Annotated in this window: 11 protein-coding genes, 1 riboswitch and 1 other annotated feature; of the genes, 8 read left to right on the forward strand and 3 right to left on the reverse strand. The window is 32.9% G+C overall.

The genetic code is table 11. The annotated features are described in order from the left end of the window. Positions 1–7: 7 nt before the first annotated feature. Together EI71_RS00785 and EI71_RS00790 are read right to left on the reverse strand one after the other, a co-directional pair. Positions 8–1,288, reverse strand: coding sequence for a 2-hydroxyacyl-CoA dehydratase (locus tag EI71_RS00785; RefSeq protein WP_211320983.1), 1,281 nt, complete (start codon positions 1,286–1,288; stop codon positions 8–10). After that, positions 1,288–4,212 (reverse strand): acyl-CoA dehydratase activase-related protein, encoded by a 2,925-nt coding sequence (locus EI71_RS00790; RefSeq protein WP_119015341.1) that lies wholly within the window; start codon positions 4,210–4,212, stop codon positions 1,288–1,290. The genes EI71_RS00785 and EI71_RS00790 overlap by 1 nt, the downstream gene beginning before the upstream one ends. Before the next feature lie 198 nt (positions 4,213–4,410). Between EI71_RS00790 and EI71_RS00795 the strand changes: the two genes are divergently transcribed. From EI71_RS00795 to metG, 5 genes are all read left to right on the forward strand, one after another. Continuing rightward, on the forward strand, positions 4,411–6,030 hold the full coding sequence (locus tag EI71_RS00795) for a hypothetical protein (protein WP_119015342.1): 1,620 nt from the start codon (positions 4,411–4,413) through the stop codon (positions 6,028–6,030). Between the two features lie 50 nt (positions 6,031–6,080). Then, entirely contained in the window at positions 6,081–7,409 is a 1,329-nt protein-coding gene (cysS, locus tag EI71_RS00800) for a cysteine--tRNA ligase (RefSeq protein WP_162849635.1), read from the forward strand. Between the two features lies 1 nt (position 7,410). Next, a complete protein-coding gene (locus EI71_RS00805) occupies positions 7,411–7,794 on the forward strand; it encodes a Mini-ribonuclease 3 (RefSeq protein WP_119015343.1) in 384 nt (127 codons plus the stop codon). A gap of 1 nt (position 7,795) precedes the next feature. Beyond that, positions 7,796–11,749, forward strand: coding sequence for an HAD-IC family P-type ATPase (locus tag EI71_RS00815; RefSeq protein ID WP_162849636.1), 3,954 nt, complete (start codon positions 7,796–7,798; stop codon positions 11,747–11,749). Between the two features lie 71 nt (positions 11,750–11,820). Beyond that, positions 11,821–12,050: a binding site (T-box leader), on the forward strand. 60 nt (positions 12,051–12,110) lie between these two features. Next, a complete protein-coding gene (gene metG / locus EI71_RS00820) occupies positions 12,111–14,060 on the forward strand; it encodes a methionine--tRNA ligase (RefSeq protein ID WP_119015346.1) in 1,950 nt (649 codons plus the stop codon). A gap of 239 nt (positions 14,061–14,299) precedes the next feature. Here metG and EI71_RS00825 read toward each other — a convergent pair whose 3' ends face one another. Beyond that, complete coding sequence (locus EI71_RS00825) at positions 14,300–15,673, reverse strand: MATE family efflux transporter (RefSeq protein ID WP_211320984.1); 1,374 nt, start codon at positions 15,671–15,673, stop codon at positions 14,300–14,302. Positions 15,674–15,799: 126 nt separating this feature from the next. Next, positions 15,800–15,901: riboswitch (purine riboswitch) on the forward strand. 159 nt (positions 15,902–16,060) lie between these two features. On the opposite strand from EI71_RS00825, the gene EI71_RS00830 reads away from it, so the two are divergent. Genes EI71_RS00830 through purC form a run of 3 tightly spaced genes read left to right on the forward strand, consistent with a single transcriptional unit; the run spans position 16,061 to position 21,575 of the window. Continuing rightward, positions 16,061–17,146: a 5-(carboxyamino)imidazole ribonucleotide synthase gene (locus tag EI71_RS00830; RefSeq protein ID WP_119015347.1), complete on the forward strand. Its 1,086-nt coding sequence runs from the start codon at positions 16,061–16,063 to the stop codon at positions 17,144–17,146. Between the two features lies 1 nt (position 17,147). Then, positions 17,148–20,843, forward strand: a complete 3,696-nt coding sequence (locus EI71_RS00835) for a phosphoribosylformylglycinamidine synthase (RefSeq protein ID WP_119015348.1) — start codon at positions 17,148–17,150, stop codon at positions 20,841–20,843. An 18-nt stretch (positions 20,844–20,861) separates the two neighbouring features. Further along, positions 20,862–21,575: a phosphoribosylaminoimidazolesuccinocarboxamide synthase gene (purC, locus tag EI71_RS00840; protein WP_119015349.1), complete on the forward strand. Its 714-nt coding sequence runs from the start codon at positions 20,862–20,864 to the stop codon at positions 21,573–21,575. Positions 21,576–21,584 lie beyond the last annotated feature (9 nt).

A 21,584-nucleotide genomic window follows, 5' to 3' on the forward strand; every position in this document is an offset into this window, starting at 1 on the left:
GCGGGGCTTATAGCTCCGCCTTATCGTCTTCTTTAATTCTTTCTTTTGCAATCGCAAGCATTAATTTAATACGATTTTCTTGATTAACCTTTGTAGCACTAGGGTCATAATCAATCGCAACAATGTTTGCATCTGGATGTAAGGATTTGATTTTTTTCATTACACCCTTTCCACAAATGTGGTTAGGTAGGCATCCAAATGGCTGTGCACAAATGATATTTTCATAACCAATTTCTTGTAATTCCATCATTTCTGCAGTTAAAAGCCAACCTTCTCCCATTTTTGTACCATGAGAGATTACACCTTCACTCATTTCCTTAGTTTCTTTAAATAGCTTCATTGGAGTGAATTTTGTTCCTTCCATGGAAGCTATCATAATTTTTTCTCTTCTTTGCATAAACCAAAGCAAGAATTTAGTGATTAATGCTTTCTTTTTCCATCTACCATAGATTTCTGTATCATAAATATTATTCCAGAAGCAGTATAGCATAAATCCATAAAGACCTGGAACCATGGCTTCTGCATCTTGGCTTACTAAGAAATCCTCTAGGTGATTATTACCTAATGCAGCATATTTAATATAGATTTCACCAACAATACCAACCTTAGGCTTTTTGTGGGATAAATCTAAATCCAGATTGTCATAGGATTTTGAAATAGCATAGCAGTTTTTCTTTTGAGCCTTATAGGATGTACCCTTACCATTTGCAAATTGATTAGATAATTCTTTTACCCATTTTTCTGTTAGAGCCATTGTGGCTCCTTTTTCTTTTTCATATGTTCTACATTTATTATTTAAATACATGATTAAATCGCCATAAGTAAGAGCCGCAGCAAGCTTAAATATAAGCTTTGGTGTGTACTTAAAGCCTGAATCCTTTTCTAGATTACTCATATTTAAGGATACAACAGGAATATATCCATAGCCTGCTTTAATTAAAGCTTTTCTTAATAAATGTAGGTAATTGGATGCTCTACATCCACCACCAGTTTGAGTGATTAAGCATACAACCTTATCTAAATCGTCTCTATGATTTAGATTATCAATAAATTGACCAATAACCAAAAGTGCAGGATAACATGTATCATTATGCACATACTTTAATCCTTCACTAACAACATCAGGACCTTCATTTCTCATAATTTCAACCTTATAGCCAGACTGAAGAAGAACCTGTTCAAATAAGGACATGTGAATAGGAAGCATGTTAGGAATTAGAATAGTATGGGTTTTGACCATGGATTCCTTGAACTTTGGATATTCAATTTCTTTTTCTTCCATATCCATTACTTTTTCATCCTTTCTTGCTTTAAAGCTTCAAATAAGCTTCTTAGTCTAATTTTTACTGCACCAAGGTTTGTAATTTCATCAATTTTAATTTGTGTATAAATCTTACCCTTTGCTTCAAGTATTGCCTTACATTCATCCGTTGTAACTGCATCAACACCACAGCCAAAGGATACAAGCTGAACTAAATTCATATCATCCTCGTGTGTGCAGTATTTAGCTGCAGAATATAATCTAGAATGGTAAGTCCATTGATTTAATACACCAACTTTAAATTTCTTAGTTAAGTGAGAAATAGATTCTTCACTAACAACATAAGCACCCATTCCACTAATTAGCTTATCAATACCATGATTTACTTGCGGATCTTGGTGATATGGTCTACCTGCAAGTACTATAATTTCAGCCCCCTTTTCTCTAGCTTCTTTAATATATTCATCCGCTAGCGAACGGATATTTGCTAAATAAGTATTATATGCATCATATGCTTTATTTGTTGCATCATTTATTTCTTTTTTAGATATTTTTAATTTTTTAAAATACTTATCTAAAATAAGCTTCATTTTTACCTTAAACATTTCTTTATCATCTAAGGCAATGAAATCATCTATAAATGTAACATCTTTAATTTTACCTACATTATTTTCAATGTTTTGTGGGTAATATGCAACAATTGGACAGTTGTAATGATTATCTCCTAATCCTTCATCAATGTTATAGGATTGACAAGGATAGAAGATAGTTTTATTTCCTTCATCAATTAATTTTTCAATATGACCATGAACAAGCTTTGCAGGATAGCATACAGTATCGGATGGAATTGTATGCTGTCCTTTAGAATATAGCTTTTCATTTGAGAATCCTGAATTAACTACTTCAAAATCTAATTCAGTAAAGAATGTATGGAAGAAAGGTAATAGCTCATACATATTTAATACTAAAGGAATAGCTATTTTACCTCTTTTGGCATTTTCCTTTGGTTTTAAGCTAGATAATACCTCTCTATTATATTCATAAATGTTTTTGCCCTTAAAGGAAGCTTTTATTCCAAGAGGCTTTTCACATTTATTACCAGATACAAATTTATTTGGATTATTCGCAAAAGTATTAATTGTTAATAAGCAGTGATTATTACATCCTTGGCATTGTAGGTTTCTAACGTCATGCTTGAAGGATAATAATTCCTCATGAGTAATAGTAGTAGTATTTCTGATATTTAAGGATTTTGCATATAATGCAGCACCATAGGCTCCCATTAATCCGGCAATATTAGGACATACAACCTCTAAATCTAATTCTCTTTCAAATGCTCTTAATACAGCTTTATTTAAGAATGTACCACCCTGTACTACAATATGCTCTCCTAAGGATTCCTTATTTGTAGCACGAATAACCTTATATAAGGCATTCTTTACAACAGAAATAGATAAGCCTGCAGAAATATTATCGATGGTTGCACCATCCTTTTGTGCTTGCTTAACAGAAGAATTCATAAATACAGTACATCTAGAGCCTAAGTCTACTGGCTTTTTCGCCATAAGGCCTAGCTTTGCAAAATCAGAAATATTATATCCTAGCGCGTTTGCGAAGGTTTGTAAGAAAGAACCACAGCCAGAAGAACAAGCTTCATTTAAGAAAATGTTTGAAATTGTATTATGCTCAATTTTAAAGCATTTAATGTCTTGTCCACCTATATCAATAATAAAATCAACATTTGGCATGAACTTTTTAGCTGCCATATAGTGAGCCATAGTTTCAACTAAGCCACCATCAAGCTTGAAGGCATTTTTAGCTAAATCCTCACCATATCCTGTTGATGCACTAGCTGCAATTTTCATATTTGGATACTTCTCATAAAGAGAAGTAAAAATATCTTTAATTACGGATACTGGGTTACCTTTATTTGGTTGGTAGGATTCAAAGCGAATGTTTCCATCTTCATCAATTAAAACGAATTTTAATGTAGTAGAGCCTGAGTCAATACCTAAATATAATTTACCAGTATAGTTATCTAAAGGAAGAGTTTCTACTCTATCCTTATCATGTCTTTTAATAAATTCATCATACTCCTCTTGGCTTGCAAAAAGAGGTGAATTATATGCATAAGTTGCCTTATTGGAAAATTCTACTAAATTTTTAAGTGCTACATCAACCTTAATAGCTTCCTTAGCACAGAATGCTGCACCTAAGGATACGTAATATAGTGAGTTTTCTGGACAAATTCCAGTTGTATTTAATGTTTTATCGAATGCTTCTTTAAGCTCGGATAAGAAGGTTAGGGGTCCACCTAAATATGCAACCTTACCTTCAATTTCTCTTCCTTGGGCTAAACCACCAATTGTTTGGTTAACTACTGCATAGAAGATTGATGCAGCAATATCGGATTTCGATGCACCCTGGTTTAGAAGTGGTTGAATATCGGATTTAGCGAATACTCCACAGCGAGATGCAATAGAATACAGCTTTTGGTGATTCATGGCTAAACCATTGATTTCTGTGATATCTACATTTAATAATGTAGCCATTTGATCAATGAATGCACCAGTACCACCAGCACAAGAACCATTCATTCTAACTTCCATACCATCTGTTAAGAATAATATTTTAGCGTCCTCTCCACCAAGCTCAATGATACAATCTGTACCTGGAATTAGCTTATTGGCTGCAATTCTTGTTGCGTAAACCTCTTGAACAAAAGGAATATGTGCACCCTCTGCCATACCCATACCGGCAGAACCAGATATCGCAAGCATAACCTCTTCCCCAATGATATTTTTATCCTTAAGCTCGGTTAATTTTTCTATGATGTTATCCTTAATATGGGAGTAATGTCTTTTATAGTCTTTATAAATGATGTTGTCATTCTCATCAAGTACGACGCACTTAATGGTTGTAGAACCAACATCTAAGCCTAGTCTTAGCATGGATTTAGCCTCCTTCAAAACATAATAATATAATTATATTATCCCCCCATATAAAAGTCAATTTGAAACCAAAATATGTAACATTTTGATTGAAATTTCAAACTTAATTTTTCGTTGTATATTCTACCCTTTTAGGGTATAATATGATAGTATATACAAGTATTCATACTTGAAATTATAGAGTTGAGGTATTTTAAAATGAAAAAAATTACTGGATTATTATCAATAATCTTTGCCTTTATTTTCACAATTGTACTAGCATCTTGTAGTAGTACATCAGGAGTAGAGGTAGAAAAAAATGTTACTGCAACAACATCTTCAATTACATTTGAGTTGACTTTTGCACGTAATGAAAACTTAGAAAATAAAACAGCCTCTCCATATATTAAGGCATTTAATTATGATGAGACAAAAGAAGATAATATTGGAACATATGTTTCTAAGCAGGATTGTACATTTAGTGGTGTTTATACATCATCTACTGTTACATTTACATCCTTAACTAAGGGAGCTAAATATGTTTTCCGTTTCTATGTAACTTATAATCAGTCAGATGAATTAATCGCTACATGGGTTGAATCTACATTAAGCGATAACAAAAAGGAAATTAAGACTGTTGATGATTTCTTAGCAATGAAGGATGACCGTGATGGTGAATATACATTGATGAATGATATTGATTTTAGTGGTGAAAAGCTAACGGGCTTATTTAATTCATCTTCACAATCATTCACTGGTGTATTCAATGGTAATGGCTATACAATTAGCAATTTCTTATTTGAATCTTCTGATAATGGTATCTTTGGTTATACAAAGGATGCTTTAATTAAGAATGTTAAGATTGTTGGTACTGATGAAGAATATTTATTAAACAATCTTGATGAGGAAGGAAATCCATTAGAATTAGTTAATGGTAATTTCGGTAGCAGAAGTGATGCAAATATTGGTACTTTAGTTGGAAATGCTGAAAATACAGAATTTGTTGATGTTACTATCGATAATGTTAATTTATCCTTAAAGGGAAACAACAAGGCTACATTAAAGGTTGGTGGAGTTGTTGGTTTAGCATTAAATTGTTCATTTACAAATGTTAAGGCAACAAATATTTCTATAACTTCAGAAAAGCTATGTACAAATGTATACGTTGGACTATTTGCAGGAGCTATTAATGGTGATGCATTAGAAACAGACAATGGTACTTATACAGCAAAGAATACATCTGCAAGTGGTGAAATTAAGGCTACATTATCTTATGGTTCTTATGAAGGTAATGCATATATCGGTGGATATGCTGGAGATTTAGGCTCAAGTGGACTTGTTTCTGAATCTTATACTGATGCAGATATCACATTATATAGAGATCCTAAGACTTCTAACTCTAATAAGTTTAGCTTAGTAGTTGGTGGTTTCGCTGCTGGTAACCTTGGTGGTAGTATGTGGGTTGATGGCTGTGTTGCAGCTGCTGATATTAAGGTTGTTGCAGGATCTGATTCAACTACTTTAGAAGATGCAGCTTTAAGCAAGCTTTGTACAAAGACATCTTACTTTGGTGGATTTGTTGGTGTAATTAATAAGCATATCAACAGAATTGAGAATTCTTGTTATGTAAAGAAGTCAGCTGGTTTAAATGTTTATGCACTTGAATCTGAAACTGATGAGGAAAGCAATGTTAAGACATTAATCGTTAAGAATAATGTTTATGCTAATAAGCAGTATGATGCTATTTTAACAAACCTTGTATGTGCAAATGATGATGCATTTGATACATCTGTACTTGCAAGCGAGGTTAGCGCAGTAGTAGCAAAATATTTAGCATAATTTGGAAAATAGAGGCATGTCCTCTTTTTCCGCTATAAAGGAGTATTTATATGGGATTAGTTATTTACAATTCTCTTACCAATAAAATGGAAGAGTTTAAACCTATAAAAGATGGCAAGGTAAATATGTATGTTTGTGGCCCTACCGTATATGGATTTATTCATATTGGTAATGCAAGACCTGTAATCTTTTATGATATGTTAAGAAGTTATTTGGAATATAGTGGTTATGATGTAACTTATGCATCAAACATCACAGATGTTGATGATAAGATTATCAATAAGGCAATTGAGGGAAATACAACAGAAAAAGAAGTTGCAGCTATGTTTGAGGCTGCATACTGGGATTCTGTTTCTATGGTTGGGTCTAAAAAGCCAAATTTAATTCCTCACGCAACAGAATATATTAATGAAATGATTGAAATGATCCAAGGCTTAATCGATAAGGGCTATGCCTATAATGTTGATGGTGATGTATTCTTTAGAGTATCTAAGATTAAAGATTATGGATGCTTATCTAACCAGCAGGTTGAAGAATTAAATAGTGGTGCTCGTATTAGTGTTGATGATAAAAAGGAAAGCCCACTTGATTTCGCATTATGGAAGAAAACAGATGTTGGTATTAAATGGGATTCTCCATTTGGTAGTGGTAGACCTGGTTGGCATACAGAGTGTGTTGTAATGAACCATAAGCTATTTGGTGATGTAATTGATATTCATGGTGGAGGAATGGATTTAAAATTCCCACATCACGAAAATGAAATCGCTCAGGCTGAGGCTGCCTATGGCACTCATTTAGCTAAATACTGGATTCATGTTGGTAGACTAGATTTAAATGGCGTTAAAATGTCTAAATCCTTAGGTAATGTTATTTATGTTAAGGATATTGATACAACTCATGATGGTATGGTATTAAGATGCTTAATCTTATTCTCTCCATATCGCCAAATGATTCCTTATTCTATGGATTTATTCAATCAGTATTCCAAAGAATATGATAAGTGGGTTAGAGCCTATAAACAAAGCTTATATGAATTACAGTATAGAAATATTGAAACAGATAAAATGGATGATAATGATCTTACTGAATTTAAGAAGTATATGGATGATGACTTCAATGTTCAAAATGTATTAACATTAATCAATAATATTGTTAAGGCAATGAATACATCCTTAAGAGCTAAGGAATATGAAACTCTTGCTGTTAAGACAAATACATTTAAAAAGATTTTAGACGTATTACGTATCAATTTATTTGTAGATAAAATGACAGAAGAAGAGCTTAGTGTTTATAAGGATTGGCAAGAGGCTAGAATTAATAAAGACTTTGAAAAGGCAGATATTGCCAGAGCAAAGCTTGTTGAATGGAAGATTGTATAAAATGGATTATAAGCAGCTAAATGGGCTTACCTTAGCTTATATGGGAGATGCAGTTTATGAAATATATATTCGTAAATATGTAATTTCCTTAGGCTATAGTAAGGTTAATGAACTTCATAAAAGAGTAATTAAGTTTACAAGTGGTAATGCCCAAGCTGTGCTTATGCATTCCCTCTTGGAAGAGAATTTACTTACTGAAGAGGAAATCAATATATTTAAAAGGGGTAGGAATTCACATGTTCATACCCAAAGAAAAAATATGAATATCCAAGATTATATGGATGCTACAGGATTTGAAGCGGTTATTGGATACTTATATTTAATGGAAAATATTTCTCGTATTGAAGAGATTGTAGAATATGCAGTGAAGAAGGGAGGCGCTTAATTTGAAAAATCCTAATTTAGACGAATTAAGTGAAGAAGAACTTAAGGAATACTTAGCGAAAAATTCCGAAGAAGATCTTCGTGCCGATATGGATGGTGGAGTAGCAGTTGAGGAGGAAGAAAAGGTTCAAGTAGCTGAAGAAATTGAGCTTCCTGCTCCAAAGAAAAGAAAAAAGCTTGCTACAAAAGAAGAAAAAGAAAAGAAAAAAGCTGAAAAGCTTAGAGAAAAGCAAATCAGAAAAAGAAGAAGAGAATTACGTAAGAATCCTTCTACTTTAGTAAGATATAAAATTGATCCTGCAATTGGTTTAACAGATGAAATTGCAGAACAACGTATGATTGATGAGCTTTCTAATAGAACAAAAGCAAAATCCAATCGTTCTGTTTTCAGAATCATCATGCATAACCTATTTACCTTCTTCAATATTTTAATCTTTGCGATTGCAGGATGCTTAATTGCAGTTGGTGCACCAGTTAATGACTTTGTATTCTTAGTAATGGTTTCTTGTAATATTATTATTGGTATTATTCAAGAAATTAACGCAAAGAATATGATTGATAAGCTATCCTTAATGAACGCTCCTACAGCCTTTGTAAGAAGAAGTGGTGTTGTTCATGAAATTGCGATTGAGGATGTTGTACTTGATGACTGCCTATTACTTGAAAATGGTAGACAGATTTGTGCAGACTCTATTGTACTTGATGGTGCAATTGAGGTTAATGAATCCTTACTTACTGGTGAATCTGATGCAATTTTAAAGAAACCAGGAGATCAATTATTCTCTGGTTCTTATGTAGTATCTGGAAAGTGTTCAGCAAGAGTAGATAAAATTGGTAAGGAAAATTATATTGAAAAGCTTGCAAGTCAAGCTAAGCAATATAAAGCTCCAAAATCAGATTTATATGGCTCTTTAAATAAAATCATTAAGTTTATGGCCTTCCCAGTTGTTATTTGTGGTGCATTATTATTCTATAGAATGTACTTCAATGTGACTTCGGTTGATCCAGATCATTTAAAAACTTCCGTAAGAGCAACCGCTGGTGCGATGATTGGTATGATTCCATCTGGATTATTCTTAATGTCAACTATCGCATTATATATAGGTGTAATTAAATTAGGCCAAAGAAACGTATTAGTTCAAGACGTTTACTGCGTTGAAATGCTAGCACGTGTAAACTGTATTTGTTTGGATAAAACAGGTACCATTACTGATGGTACAATGGTAGTTAAGAATGTTATTGATTATAATAATGTTCATGGACTTGCAACTAGAAATATCGTTTCTGCAATGCTAAATGCATTACAAGATAGAAACCTAACAAGTCAAGCATTAAAGGAGAAATTTGGATTAGGTAAAAGAATTAAACATACCGCAACTATTCCATTCTCCTCTTCTAGAAAATATCAAGCAGTTACCTTTGATAAATATGGTACATTCGTGCTTGGTGCTCCAGAATTCGTTTTAAAGAATGACTTTAAACGAGTTGAAAAGGATGTTAATAAATATGCAGCCTTAGGATACCGTGTATTATGCTTAGCACATAAAGAAGGCACAATTACTGGTACAGAATTACCTGAAGGTCCAATTGAAATATTATCTATGATTTTAATTGAGGATAATATTCGTCCAGATGCAATTAATACAATTAGGTATTTTAAAGAATCTGGAGTTGAGGTTAGAGTTATTTCTGGTGATAACCCTATTACTGTTTCTAAGATTGCAGCAAGAGCTGGAGTAGAGGGTGCTGAAAGATTCGTATCCTTAGATGGAAAGAGTGAATCTGATGTTATTAACGAAGTCAGAAAGGGTACAACCGTATTTGGACGTGTATCCCCAGAACAAAAGAAGCTTATTATTAAAACATTAAAGGATTTAGGTAGAACTGTTGCTATGACAGGTGATGGTGTTAACGATATCCTAGCCTTAAAGGAAGCAGATTGCTCTATCGCTGTTGCATCTGGTTCTCAGGCAGTAAGAAGCTGTTCTCACTTAGTATTATTAGATTCTAATTTTGATTCCATGCCAAGTGTTGTATCTGAAGGTAGAAGAGTTATTAATAATGTTGCGAAGGTTGCAGCCTTATTCTTAACAAAAACAATCTTCTCTTTATTCCTAGCCATTGAAGCATGTATCGTTGGAGAATACCCAATTACTACATCTCAGCTAATTATTATTGAAGCATTCGCTATTGGTATTCCATCATTAGTATTAGTTAATGAACCAAATAATAGACCGGTTAAGGGTAGATTCCTTGCTAATGTCATTAGGGAATCCCTACCAGGCGCATTAGTAATATTAATTATGTCTGCAGTTGTATTTGGCCTATCTACAGAATTAGGCTTAGATAAGGTATCCCTATCTACAATTATTGTAATTGCAGCTACTCATACATGTATGATGGTATTATTTAAAGTTTGTAGACCATTTACTACAATTCATAAGCTACTTTGTGGCTTCTGCTATACAATGTTTATTATCATTATTACACTACTTCCAAAATTCTTGGAATTAAAGCCAGTCGCAAGCTTTGCGGTTTATGAATCTAATTCGATAGAGCAAAAATATATTAAGAACTATAAAGAAATTACTATTTCTACAGAAAATTCATATGTCATTGATGGGAAGATAGTATCTTTACAAACTACAGGTAAGGGCTGGACAATTTCAGCAACAGAAAAGGATGGAAAGTATTATTATCAAATTAATGACAATGATACAAAGATTGATTCTTATATTTTAACTAAGGAAATCAATATTCCAACATTAAGCTATTCTAATAAGGGTGATGTTTATGTTGGAGGATATTCTATTTATAATGGTATTGAATATTCTGAGGATTTAAAGCTTACTGTAGATAATTATGGTAATTTAAAAGCTAATGATAAGTATATTAAGATTGTTTTAACAAAGTCTAATGAAAAATATGGTTATGAGATTAAATATGGTAACTATGTAGAAAGCGATGCTGTTTTCACTTATAATATTTTACCAACAATCACTGTTTCTTCTGGAGAATATGTCATTGACGGTGTAAAAAATAATGTTCATTATAAGGTTCCTTCTGGTGTATCTCAAAGTAATAGAGAAAACCCAGTAGTTACTGTTAATCCAGATACTTTAGAAGTTTCTGTAAATGGTAGTTTATTAAAGGGTACAACCGATTCAGAAGAAGAGGTAATCTATAAGGCTTCTATGCCAATTGTTACTACAGATGGAAAATACAAAAAGATGTATTTATCTGCAGTAAATACAGGACTATCTATTTGGTCTATCTATGGAGATACAACATATACAATTGCTGATGTTACTGGTGCCCTATATACAATTTATGATCAAGATGGAAATGCTTATTCTTATTCACCAAAGACTTCAACAAAGCCTGAGGAATACTATAAGAATGGTGTTTTACTTGAGAGCTTCTCTTTTGAAAATATAGGAACATTAGGATTCTCTAATTTTGAAACCAAGAATGAAGATTCAACTTATTCAACAATTCAGATTGCTGATTTAAGCTTATCTGTTCAAAATGATGCAACAAAATATACTTTAGTAAGAAATGCTAATCCAATGAATCAAAGCTTTACTTGTGTGGGTGCTGATTTATCGAATACTATGTTTGCACCAGAAATAAAAATTGCTGAAAAGGATAATTATGTAATTGATGGATACTATACAGAATTTGAATTCAATAAGACAGCAAATTTAGACCCACACCTAAGCACAGATGATTATTTAGTACTTGGTGGAGTTATAACAGATTATAAGGTTAAGACAAATGATATTGATGATTTAAAAGAAAGTGGAACAGTTTATCCTCTTCCAACAAATCAATTGATTTTCTTAATTATGCTATGTGCTGTTGCAGGTCCATTAATGAAGCTTTTACAAAATATTGTACCTTGGGTTTTAAAGCAAGGAAAAGCATTAAAGAAATTCTTAACAAAATTACAATAGAAGGATGGGGTTACCCCATCTTTCTTTTTTCTTGCAATTTTTTCTTTATAGGTTATAATAATAGCGTACAAATAAAAATGAAGAAAAGAAGAGTAGTAAATGAATTCTTCAAAGAGAGTATCTAGTTGGTGAAAGGATATAAGATGAAGTTTATGAACATGGTCTTGGAGTTGTGTTGGTGAATAATTAGCCAGCATCAGGATTCGCCTGTTACAGCGATAGGAAATGTTAGTTTCTGAAAATAGGCTGAGAAATCAGTGAAGCAAGGTTGGTACCACGGAATTCATATCCCGTCCTTAATATTTTTTAAGGGCGGTTTTTTATTTGTAGTATATATATAATTAATAGGAGGAAATAAAAAATGAGCGACAAAAAAACATTTTATTTAACCACTGCAATTGCATATACATCCTCTAAACCACATATTGGTAATGTATATGAAGCTATTCTAGCGGATGCTATCGTAAGATATAAGAAGAAGGATGGCTTTGATACTTGGTTCCAAACAGGAACAGATGAGCATGGTCAAAAGATTGAACAGAAGGCATTAAGCTTAGGTGTAACACCTAAGGCTCATGTTGACAAGGTATCTAAAGAATTAAGAGATACTTATGATTTAATGAACGTTAAATATGACCATTTTATTAGAACAACAGATGATTACCATGAAAAGCAGGTAGCCTTAGCTTTTGATAAGCTATTAAAGAAAGGCGATATCTATAAGGGAACTTATGAAGGCTTTTACTGCGTAAACTGTGAGTCTTATTTTACCGAAAAGGATTTAGTTGATGGTTGCTGCCCTGATTGTGGTGCAAAGGTATCTAAGAATAGTGAGGAATGCTATTTCTTAAAGCTAGAGCCATATAGAGAAAGATTATTAAATTATATTAATGATAATCCATCCTTCATTGAGCCTGAGGCTAGAAAGAATGAGATGATCAATAATTTTTTAAAGAATCCTATTCCTGATTTATGTGTATCTAGAACAAGCTATAAGTGGGGTATTCCTGTAATTTCTGACCCTAAGCATGTTATTTATGTATGGATTGATGCGTTAATTAATTATATTACTGGTTTAGGCTATGATTTTTCTGGTAATAATGGAGATTTATACAAGAAATTCTGGCCAGCAGATATTCATTTAATTGGTAAGGATATCTTAAGATTCCACACAATTTATTGGCCAATTATGCTAATGGCTTTAGATATTCCACTACCTAAGCAGGTATTTGGTCATCCTTGGGTATTAATGAATCATCAAAAGATGAGTAAGCATACTGGTAATGTAATTTATGCTGATGAGCTTGTTAATGTATTTGGTGTAGATGCTGTAAGATATTATGTATTACATGAAATTCCATTTGCACAGGATGGAAATATTACTTATGAACTAGTTTGTGAAAGAAGTAATTCTGATTTAGCAAACACTTATGGTAATTTAGTTTCTAGAACTCTAGCAATGGTTAAAAAATACTTTGGTGATGAGCCAATTACAAAAGGCACTCCAACAGAATTTGATGCCCCACTTAAGGAAGCATTCTTGCAGGCTTATGGTAAATACCATAATTTAATGGATCAGTTTAAGGTTGCAGATGCATTAGAAGAAGCAATGAAGGCATTACGTAGTGCCAATAAGTATATTGATGAAACTGCACCTTGGATTTTAGCTAAGGATGAATCCAAGAAGGATACATTAAAGAATGTATTATATAACCTACTTGAGGCAATTCGTTTAGGTACTATTATATTAGAGCCTGCAATCCCAGAAACTGCAGCTAAGGTATATAAGGCATTAGGCACTTCTAAAACTGAGCTTAAGGACTTAAGCTTTGGCTTAGTTGATTCTTATAACATTACTCCAACTGAAATCTTATTTAAGAGATTAGATGTTAAAGAAGTAATGGATGAGGTTGTAGCTAAGGAAGAAGCAAAGAAAAAAGCCTTAGAGGAAGCTAAGCTAGCTGAAGAAAAGGCTAAAGGTAAAGAAGAAATCACTATTGATGATTTTGAAAAGATCGATTTAGTTGTTGGTCAAATTGTTGAGGCTAAAAAGCATCCTAAGGCAGATAAGCTTTTAGTATTTAAGATTAATATTGGTACTGAGGTACGTCAAATTGTATCTGGTATTGCAAAATTCTATACTCCAGAGGAGCTTATTGGTAAGAAGGTAATAGTTGTAAAGAACCTTAAGGCTATTAAGCTTAGAGGAGAAGAATCTCATGGTATGCTACTTTGTGGTTCAGATGATATTGATAGCTATTTAGAGCTAGTAAATATTGATAAATGTAAACCAGGAGATACTGTAAGATAATAATGCCTCTATAAAATTTGAGGTTGTTTGTAGGTTGGTAACAACCAATTGATTTAAAGATTTTTAAAAAAAGGAAATCAATCCCTTCCAAAATATGGTTGGTAGATTTCCTTTTTTCTTATGGCAAATAACTTTTTTTATGTTTCTAATTTGTTTGCTCTCCTTTCTTAAATGGTTTCTCGACAATTCTCATTATAAAAGGAGATCATTTTTTATATAAATAAAATGCCAACATTCAATTAAATGCTGGCATTATCTATTTCTATTAGTTTTAATTTATGATAAAGGATTCCAAATAATGTAAAATGAACCGATAGGGTTAATATCCATGATATTGGATAACTGATAACTAATCCAGATAGATTATGTAAATATTCCTCTTGCCACAAGGTATATATCCATACAATTCTTAATAAACAAGCACCTATAAGTGAAATTATAGCTGGAGATGTAGAATAACCAATTCCTCTTAAGGAATATGCTCCTACATCCATAAATCCACATAAGAAATAGGAACAAGAAATAATAAATAATCTTTTGGTTCCTTCTTCAATTGCAACATTATCCTGTATATATAATAAAAGAAGCGGCTTATGGAATAATAGGATAATTCCACCTGTCGTTATATTCATTAGAAATACTAATCCTAATGCACAAAATACAGTCTTTTTAATGTTTTTCTTTCTTCCTGCACCGTAATTTGCAGAAATGAATGCGACTGCTGCTTGAGCAACACTATTCATAGAAGTATATATAAAGCCTTCTAGGCTTGATGCGGCACCATTACCATCTACTACCGATGGTCCTAGTGAATTAATTGAGGATTGAATTAATACATTCGATAAAGAAAATATTGTAGATTGTAATCCTGCAGGAAGACCAATTCTTAAAACTTCGAGGCCTTCTTTTTTGTAAAAACGGATTTCTTTCCATTTAAAATGGAAAAATCCACGGCTTTGTACTAGTGCACCTACAATTAATATAGCAGATATTCCTTGAGATATAATGGTTGCAAGTGCTACGCCTTGAACATCCATATCTAGTGGAATAACAAATAATAGGTTTAATAAGACATTTATAATTCCAGATAAAGCTAAGAAGGCAAATGGACGCTTTGTATCTCCTATTGCTCTAAATAGTGCGGCACCAAAATTATAAATCATAGAAAATGGTAAGCCTATAAAATATATAAATAGGTAATCTGCAGATAAATCAATAGTTTCTAGAGGGCTTTTCATCCAGATAAGGAATGTTTTAGAAAGACTCATTCCTATAATGGATAGGATTAAACCAAAGGCTAGGGAGAAGATCATAGAAGTATAAACAACTCTTTGTCCTTTTTCTTGATCTTTTGCGCCATAGCATCTTGCCATTAATACATTTGCTCCAACAGATAATCCCATAAATAATTGAATGATTAAATTGATTAGGGATCCAGTAGAAGAAATAGCTCCAGTAGAGTGAGGGCTACCAAATTGTCCACAAACAATTAAGTCTGCTGCATTATATAATAATTGTAAAATTCCAGATAGTATTATGGGAAGTGAATAGAAGAAAAGATTTTTGAATATATGTCCATCAATCATCTTATTATTGATTATTTTTTCTTCCACCTTAACACCCCCAAAACTGCACTTGAAATTATATCACTTTTTTACATAAACAATTTTTATAACGACACTATTTCAAATGTAAGTGTTTTACAAGCTCATTTTCTAGTTTTGAAAAGAAATAAATATGTTAAAATATTAGTGGTTATTGATATATCGGCCCGGATATGGCGGGCAAGTCTCTACCCTCTAGCCTAAAACATGAGGACTATCAAAAGCCTATTAACTTATTTTTCAAAGTATTTGGAGACTACTTGAAGGAGTTTACATGATACAGTCAAGAAGTAACGTTAATAAAATGAATAAGCCATTACTCTGTAATGGTATTTTGAAGCGCAATTAACAACACAAGTCTACCCTGTGTTGTTTTTTCGTTTTTTAGGAGAAATTATGAAGAAAATAGGTATTATTGGCGGTGGTCAGCTAGGTATGATGCTAGCGATGGCTGCCAAAGAGCTTGGGGCAGAATGTATTTGTCTTGACCCAAACCCCACTTGCCCTGCAAGCTTTGTTTGCAAAGAGACAATTGTAAGTGAATATAGTAATCTAGAGGGATTAAAAAAGCTAGGTGATAAAACCGATGTGTTAACCTATGAATTTGAAAATGTTCCATCAGAACAGCTAAAATTCATAAGAGACACCTATAATATTCCTCAAGGAATTCTACCACTATTCGATTCTCAAAATAGAATTAGAGAAAAGATTAATGCGAAGAATTTAGGATTAAAAACTCCTAAATTTAAGCCAATCTATTCTAAGAAGGATTTAGAGGATGGAATAAAAGAAATTGGATATCCTTGTGTATATAAGACAACAACCATGGGCTATGATGGTCATGGACAGGTTGTTTTAAAAAGCGATAAGGATATCGAAAAGGTAAATCCTTATTTAAAGGGAGAAGGAATATTAGAAGAATTTATAAAATATGATTTTGAAACTTCTATTATTCTAATTCGTTCTAAGGATAAAACTATTTCCTTCCCAATGGGAATAAATAAGCATAAAAATGGTATTTTGGACTTATGTATTATAGATGAAGCATTACCAGTATTTGATTGGATAAAACAAGCATCTATAAGATTTATGGAACGTGCAAAGTATTATGGTATTTTAACTATTGAGTACTTTGTTAAGGGGGATGAGTTCTATTTCAATGAAATGGCACCAAGACCTCATAACAGCGGACATTATACTATTGAGGGATGTAATGTAAGCCAATATAGTGAGCTTGCGAAGTTCTTATTGGATTTACCACTTGAAACTCCAAAATTAAAATCAAAAACAATTATGAAAAACATACTTGGTTTTGATTATGAAAATATGAAGAAGCTAGAAAATAGTGATAAAGTTCATATTCATGATTATCATAAGAGTGATGTTAGGGAGAAAAGAAAAATGGCACACATCACTTTTACAGATACATCAATTGATGAATATAACTTGAAATATAAAAAATTATTTAGTGAGGATGAATAAAATGGGTGATTATCGTATTTATGTAGAAAAGAAGGAAGGCTATAGAGTTGAATCAAAATCTATGCAGGATGATTTAAATCTAAATTTAGGACTTCATCTTAAAAATGTAAGAGTAATCAATGTATATGATTTATTCGGATTTACAAAGAAGCTACTTGAAAAAACAAAATATCAGGTATTTGGGGAGATTGTTACAGATAATGTTTCTGAAGCATTAAATTTATTAGGTAAGAAATATATCGCAACAGAATTCTTACCTGGTCAATTCGATCAAAGAGCATCTTCCGCAATTGATTGCGTAAAGCTTATTGATCCAAATGCAAAGATTAATATTCGTTCAGGTAGAATCATTGTATTAGATGATAATACAACAGATGAAACTGTAGAAAGAATTAAAAAATATGTTATCAATGCAGTAGAAGCAAGAGAAAAGGACTTATCTAAATTATCGGATTTAGAGAAGGCTGAAATTAAGCCTGTTGTTCAATTAGAGGGCTTCACTGAAATGAGTGATGTTGAATTACCTGAATTCTGTAAGAAATATGGTCTTGCGATGAACCAGGATGACTTAAAATGTGTTGTTAAATACTTTAAGGCTGAAGGTAGAGACCCTTGGGAGACTGAGCTTAGAATATTAGATACATATTGGTCTGACCATTGTCGTCATACTACATTTAATACAATCTTAACAGAAATCACAATTGATGAATCCTTCATGAAAAAGGAATTATCTGACTCATTAGATTTATACTATAAGATTCGTAAGGATTTAGATAGAGAAAAGAAAAAGATTTGCCTAATGGATTTAGGTACAATCGGTGCTAAATATTTAAAGAAGATTGGTAAGCTTGATGATTTAGAGGAATCTGAAGAAAACAATGCTTGTTCAATTTTCGTTACTATTGATGTGGATGGACAGCCTGAAAAATGGTTATTACAGTTTAAGAATGAAACACATAACCATCCAACAGAAATTGAGCCATTTGGTGGAGCATCCACATGCTTAGGTGGAGCTATTCGTGATCCACTTTCTGGTAGAGCATATGTATATCAGGCAATGAGAGTTACGGGTGCTGGTAATATTTATGCTGAGGTTAAGGATACTATTCCTGGTAAGCTTCCACAAAGAGTTATTACAATGAAGGCTGCACAGGGTTATTCTTCCTATGGTAATCAGATTGGTCTTGCAACAACACATGTTAGAGAAATTTATCATGATGATTATGTTGCAAAGCGTCTTGAGGTTGGTGCTGTAGTTGGTGCTGTTAAAGCAGATGTAATAAGAAGAGAATCTCCAACTCCAGGTGATGTCATTTTATTACTTGGTGGTAGAACAGGTAGAGATGGTATTGGTGGTGCAACAGGATCTTCTAAGGAGCATACAGAAAAGTCTATTGAGGTTTGCTCATCCGAAGTTCAAAAGGGTAATGCCCCAGAAGAAAGAAAGATTGCTCACTTATTTAGAAGACCAGAAGTAACAAAGCTTATTAAGAAATCTAATGACTTTGGTGCTGGTGGTGTATCCGTTGCTATTGGAGAGCTTGCAGATGGATTATTAATTAACCTAGACAATGTTCCTACAAAGTATTCTGGATTAAATGCAACAGAGCTTGCAATTAGCGAATCTCAAGAAAGAATGGCTGTTGTTATTGAACCTAAGGATGTTGATAAGTTCTGTAAGTATTGCCATGAGGAAAACATTGAGGTTTCTAATGTTGCTACAGTTACAAAGGAACCAAGACTTGTAATGAATTATAAGGGCAGAAAGATAGTTGATATTTCTAGAAAGTTTATTGATTCTGCAGGTGCAGATCACTTCGCTAGAGCTGAAATCTCTGCAGTTGAAAATAAAAACCCATTCCTAAAGGGAAGAAGTAAGCTAAAGGATAGAGTATTAAATACTTTATCAGATAATAACGTAGTAAGCCAAAAGGGCTTAATTGAAATGTTTGATGCAACAATTGGTGCATCAACTGTATTAATGCCATTTGGTGGTAAATATCAAAGAACTGAAACTCAAGTTTCTGTACAGAAGCTTCCTGTAAAGGATCATTATACAAATACAGCTTCAATCATGGCATTTGGTTATAATCCATTCATTACAAAGTGGAGTCCATTCCATGGTGCTGAATATGCAATTGTTGAAGCATGTAGTAAGGTTGTAGCTGCAGGTGCAAGATACAATAAGATGAGATTCTCTTATCAGGAATATTTCGAAAGAATGCATAACGAGAAGTCTTGGGGAAAGCCTTTAGCTGCATTACTTGGTGCACTTAAGATGCAAAATGAATTTGGTCTACCTTCTATTGGTGGTAAGGATTCTATGAGTGGTACCTTCCAAGATATTTCCGTACCTCCTATGCTAATGGCATTTGGTATTACTACTGTAGATTCTAGAGTTGTAATTTCTCCGGAATTCAAAGCTCCAGGTCATAATATTTATTTAGTTAAGCATTATGAGAATAGAGACTTCACACCAAATGTAGATGAATTAAAGATGAACTTTGATTTCGTTTCTTCTAATATTGAAAACGGAAGAATCAAGGCAGCATATGCACTAGGCTTTGGTGGTATTATTGAAGCTGTTTCTAAGATGAGCTTTGGTAACAAGATTGGTTTTGAAATTGAATATGATGAAAGAGAGCTTGATGCATATAATTATGGTTCTATCATCATTGAAACAGATTCTGAAATTGATTATCCAAATTCTATTTATTTAGGTAAGACTATTGATAAGGAAGTTGGATCATTCAATAGAACATCCTTCTCCTTAGATGAATTATATAAAGCAAATACAGAAAAGTTCACACAAGTATATAAGGATAAGGGAGAGAATACTTGTACATTAATGGATATTACTCCTACAAAGAAAACTGTATCCTTATTAAAGAATAAGAAGAACGTTAATGTATATTTACCAGTATTCCCTGGTACAAACTGTGATTATGATACAGCAAGAGCCTTCCAAAAGGCTGGTGCTTTAACAAAGAGTACAGTATTTAAGAATTTAACTAGTGAAGATGTATTTAATTCCATTGATGAAATGGCAGAGAATATTGATAAGGCAGATATCTTCGTATTATGTGGTGGATTTAGTGCTGGTGATGAACCAGATGGCTCTGGTAAGTTCATTGCGAATGTATTAAATCAAGAGAAGGTTAAGGATGCAATTCACCGTCTACTTGACCGTAAGGGATTAATCTTAGGTATTTGTAATGGATTCCAAGCATTAGTAAAGAGCGGATTATTACCATATGGTAGATTAGGTATGGTAAATGAAAAGTCTCCTACATTATTTAGAAATGATATAAACCGTCACGTATCTCAGATGGTTTATACAAAGGTAATGACAAATGCATCTCCATGGCTTTCAAGCTATAATACTGGTGAGGTACATGCCATTGCAGTATCTCATGGTGAAGGTAAGTTTGTTGTATCTAGTGAATTTGCAAAGGAGCTTGCAGCTAAGGGACAGATTGCCTTTGCATATACAGATACAGATGGTAATTTAACCGCAAATGCACCAGAGAATCCAAATGGCTCAAGCTATGCAATTGAAGGTATTATTTCAGAAGATGGTTTAATCTTAGGTAAGATGGGTCATTCTGAAAGATATGAAGAAAATCTATTTAAGAACATTAGTGGTAATAAGCAGCAAGATATTTTCAAGAATGCTGTTGAATATTTTAGAAAATAATAAAAGAGGGATTAGAAAATGGAAAAGAAAGAATTACTTTATGAAGGAAAAGCAAAGCAGGTTTATGCAACAGATGATGAAAACATCATCGTAATGCATTTTAAGGATGATGCTACTGCAGGAAATGGTGCAAAGCATGCACAATTTGCTCACAAGGGTGAATTAAACTGCGCTATTACAACATTAATTTATGAACGTTTAATTAAAGCAGGTATTCCTACTCATTACATTAAAACTTTAAATTCTACAGATCAGCTATGCAAGAAGGTACATATTTTCCCTCTTGAGGTTATCGTTAGAAATATTATTGCAGGCTCTATGGCTAAAAGATTAGGTATTCCAGAGGGAACACCTGCAAAGAATACAATCTTTGAAATCTGCTATAAGGATGATGCACTTGGTGATCCATTAATCAATGATCATCATGCAGTTGCAGTAGGAGCTGCAACTTATGAAGAATTAGCTACTATTTATGATTTAACTGGTAAGGTTAATAAGGAATTACAGGCTATGTTTAAAGAGGTTGGTGTAAAGCTTGTTGACTTCAAGGTTGAATTTGGTAGAACTAGCGATGGTGAAATTGTTCTTGCAGATGAAATTTCTCCAGATTGCTGCAGACTATGGGACGCTGAAACTAACGATAAGCTAGATAAGGATCGTTTTAGAAGAGACTTAGGCGATGTTATGGGCGCTTATGTTGAAATTCTAAATAGACTTAAGACATTAAAGTAATTTGTTTCT

The organism is Anaeroplasma bactoclasticum (genome assembly GCF_003550015.1).
In the GTDB taxonomy this organism is placed as follows: domain Bacteria; phylum Bacillota_I; class Bacilli_A; order Acholeplasmatales; family Anaeroplasmataceae; genus Anaeroplasma; species Anaeroplasma bactoclasticum.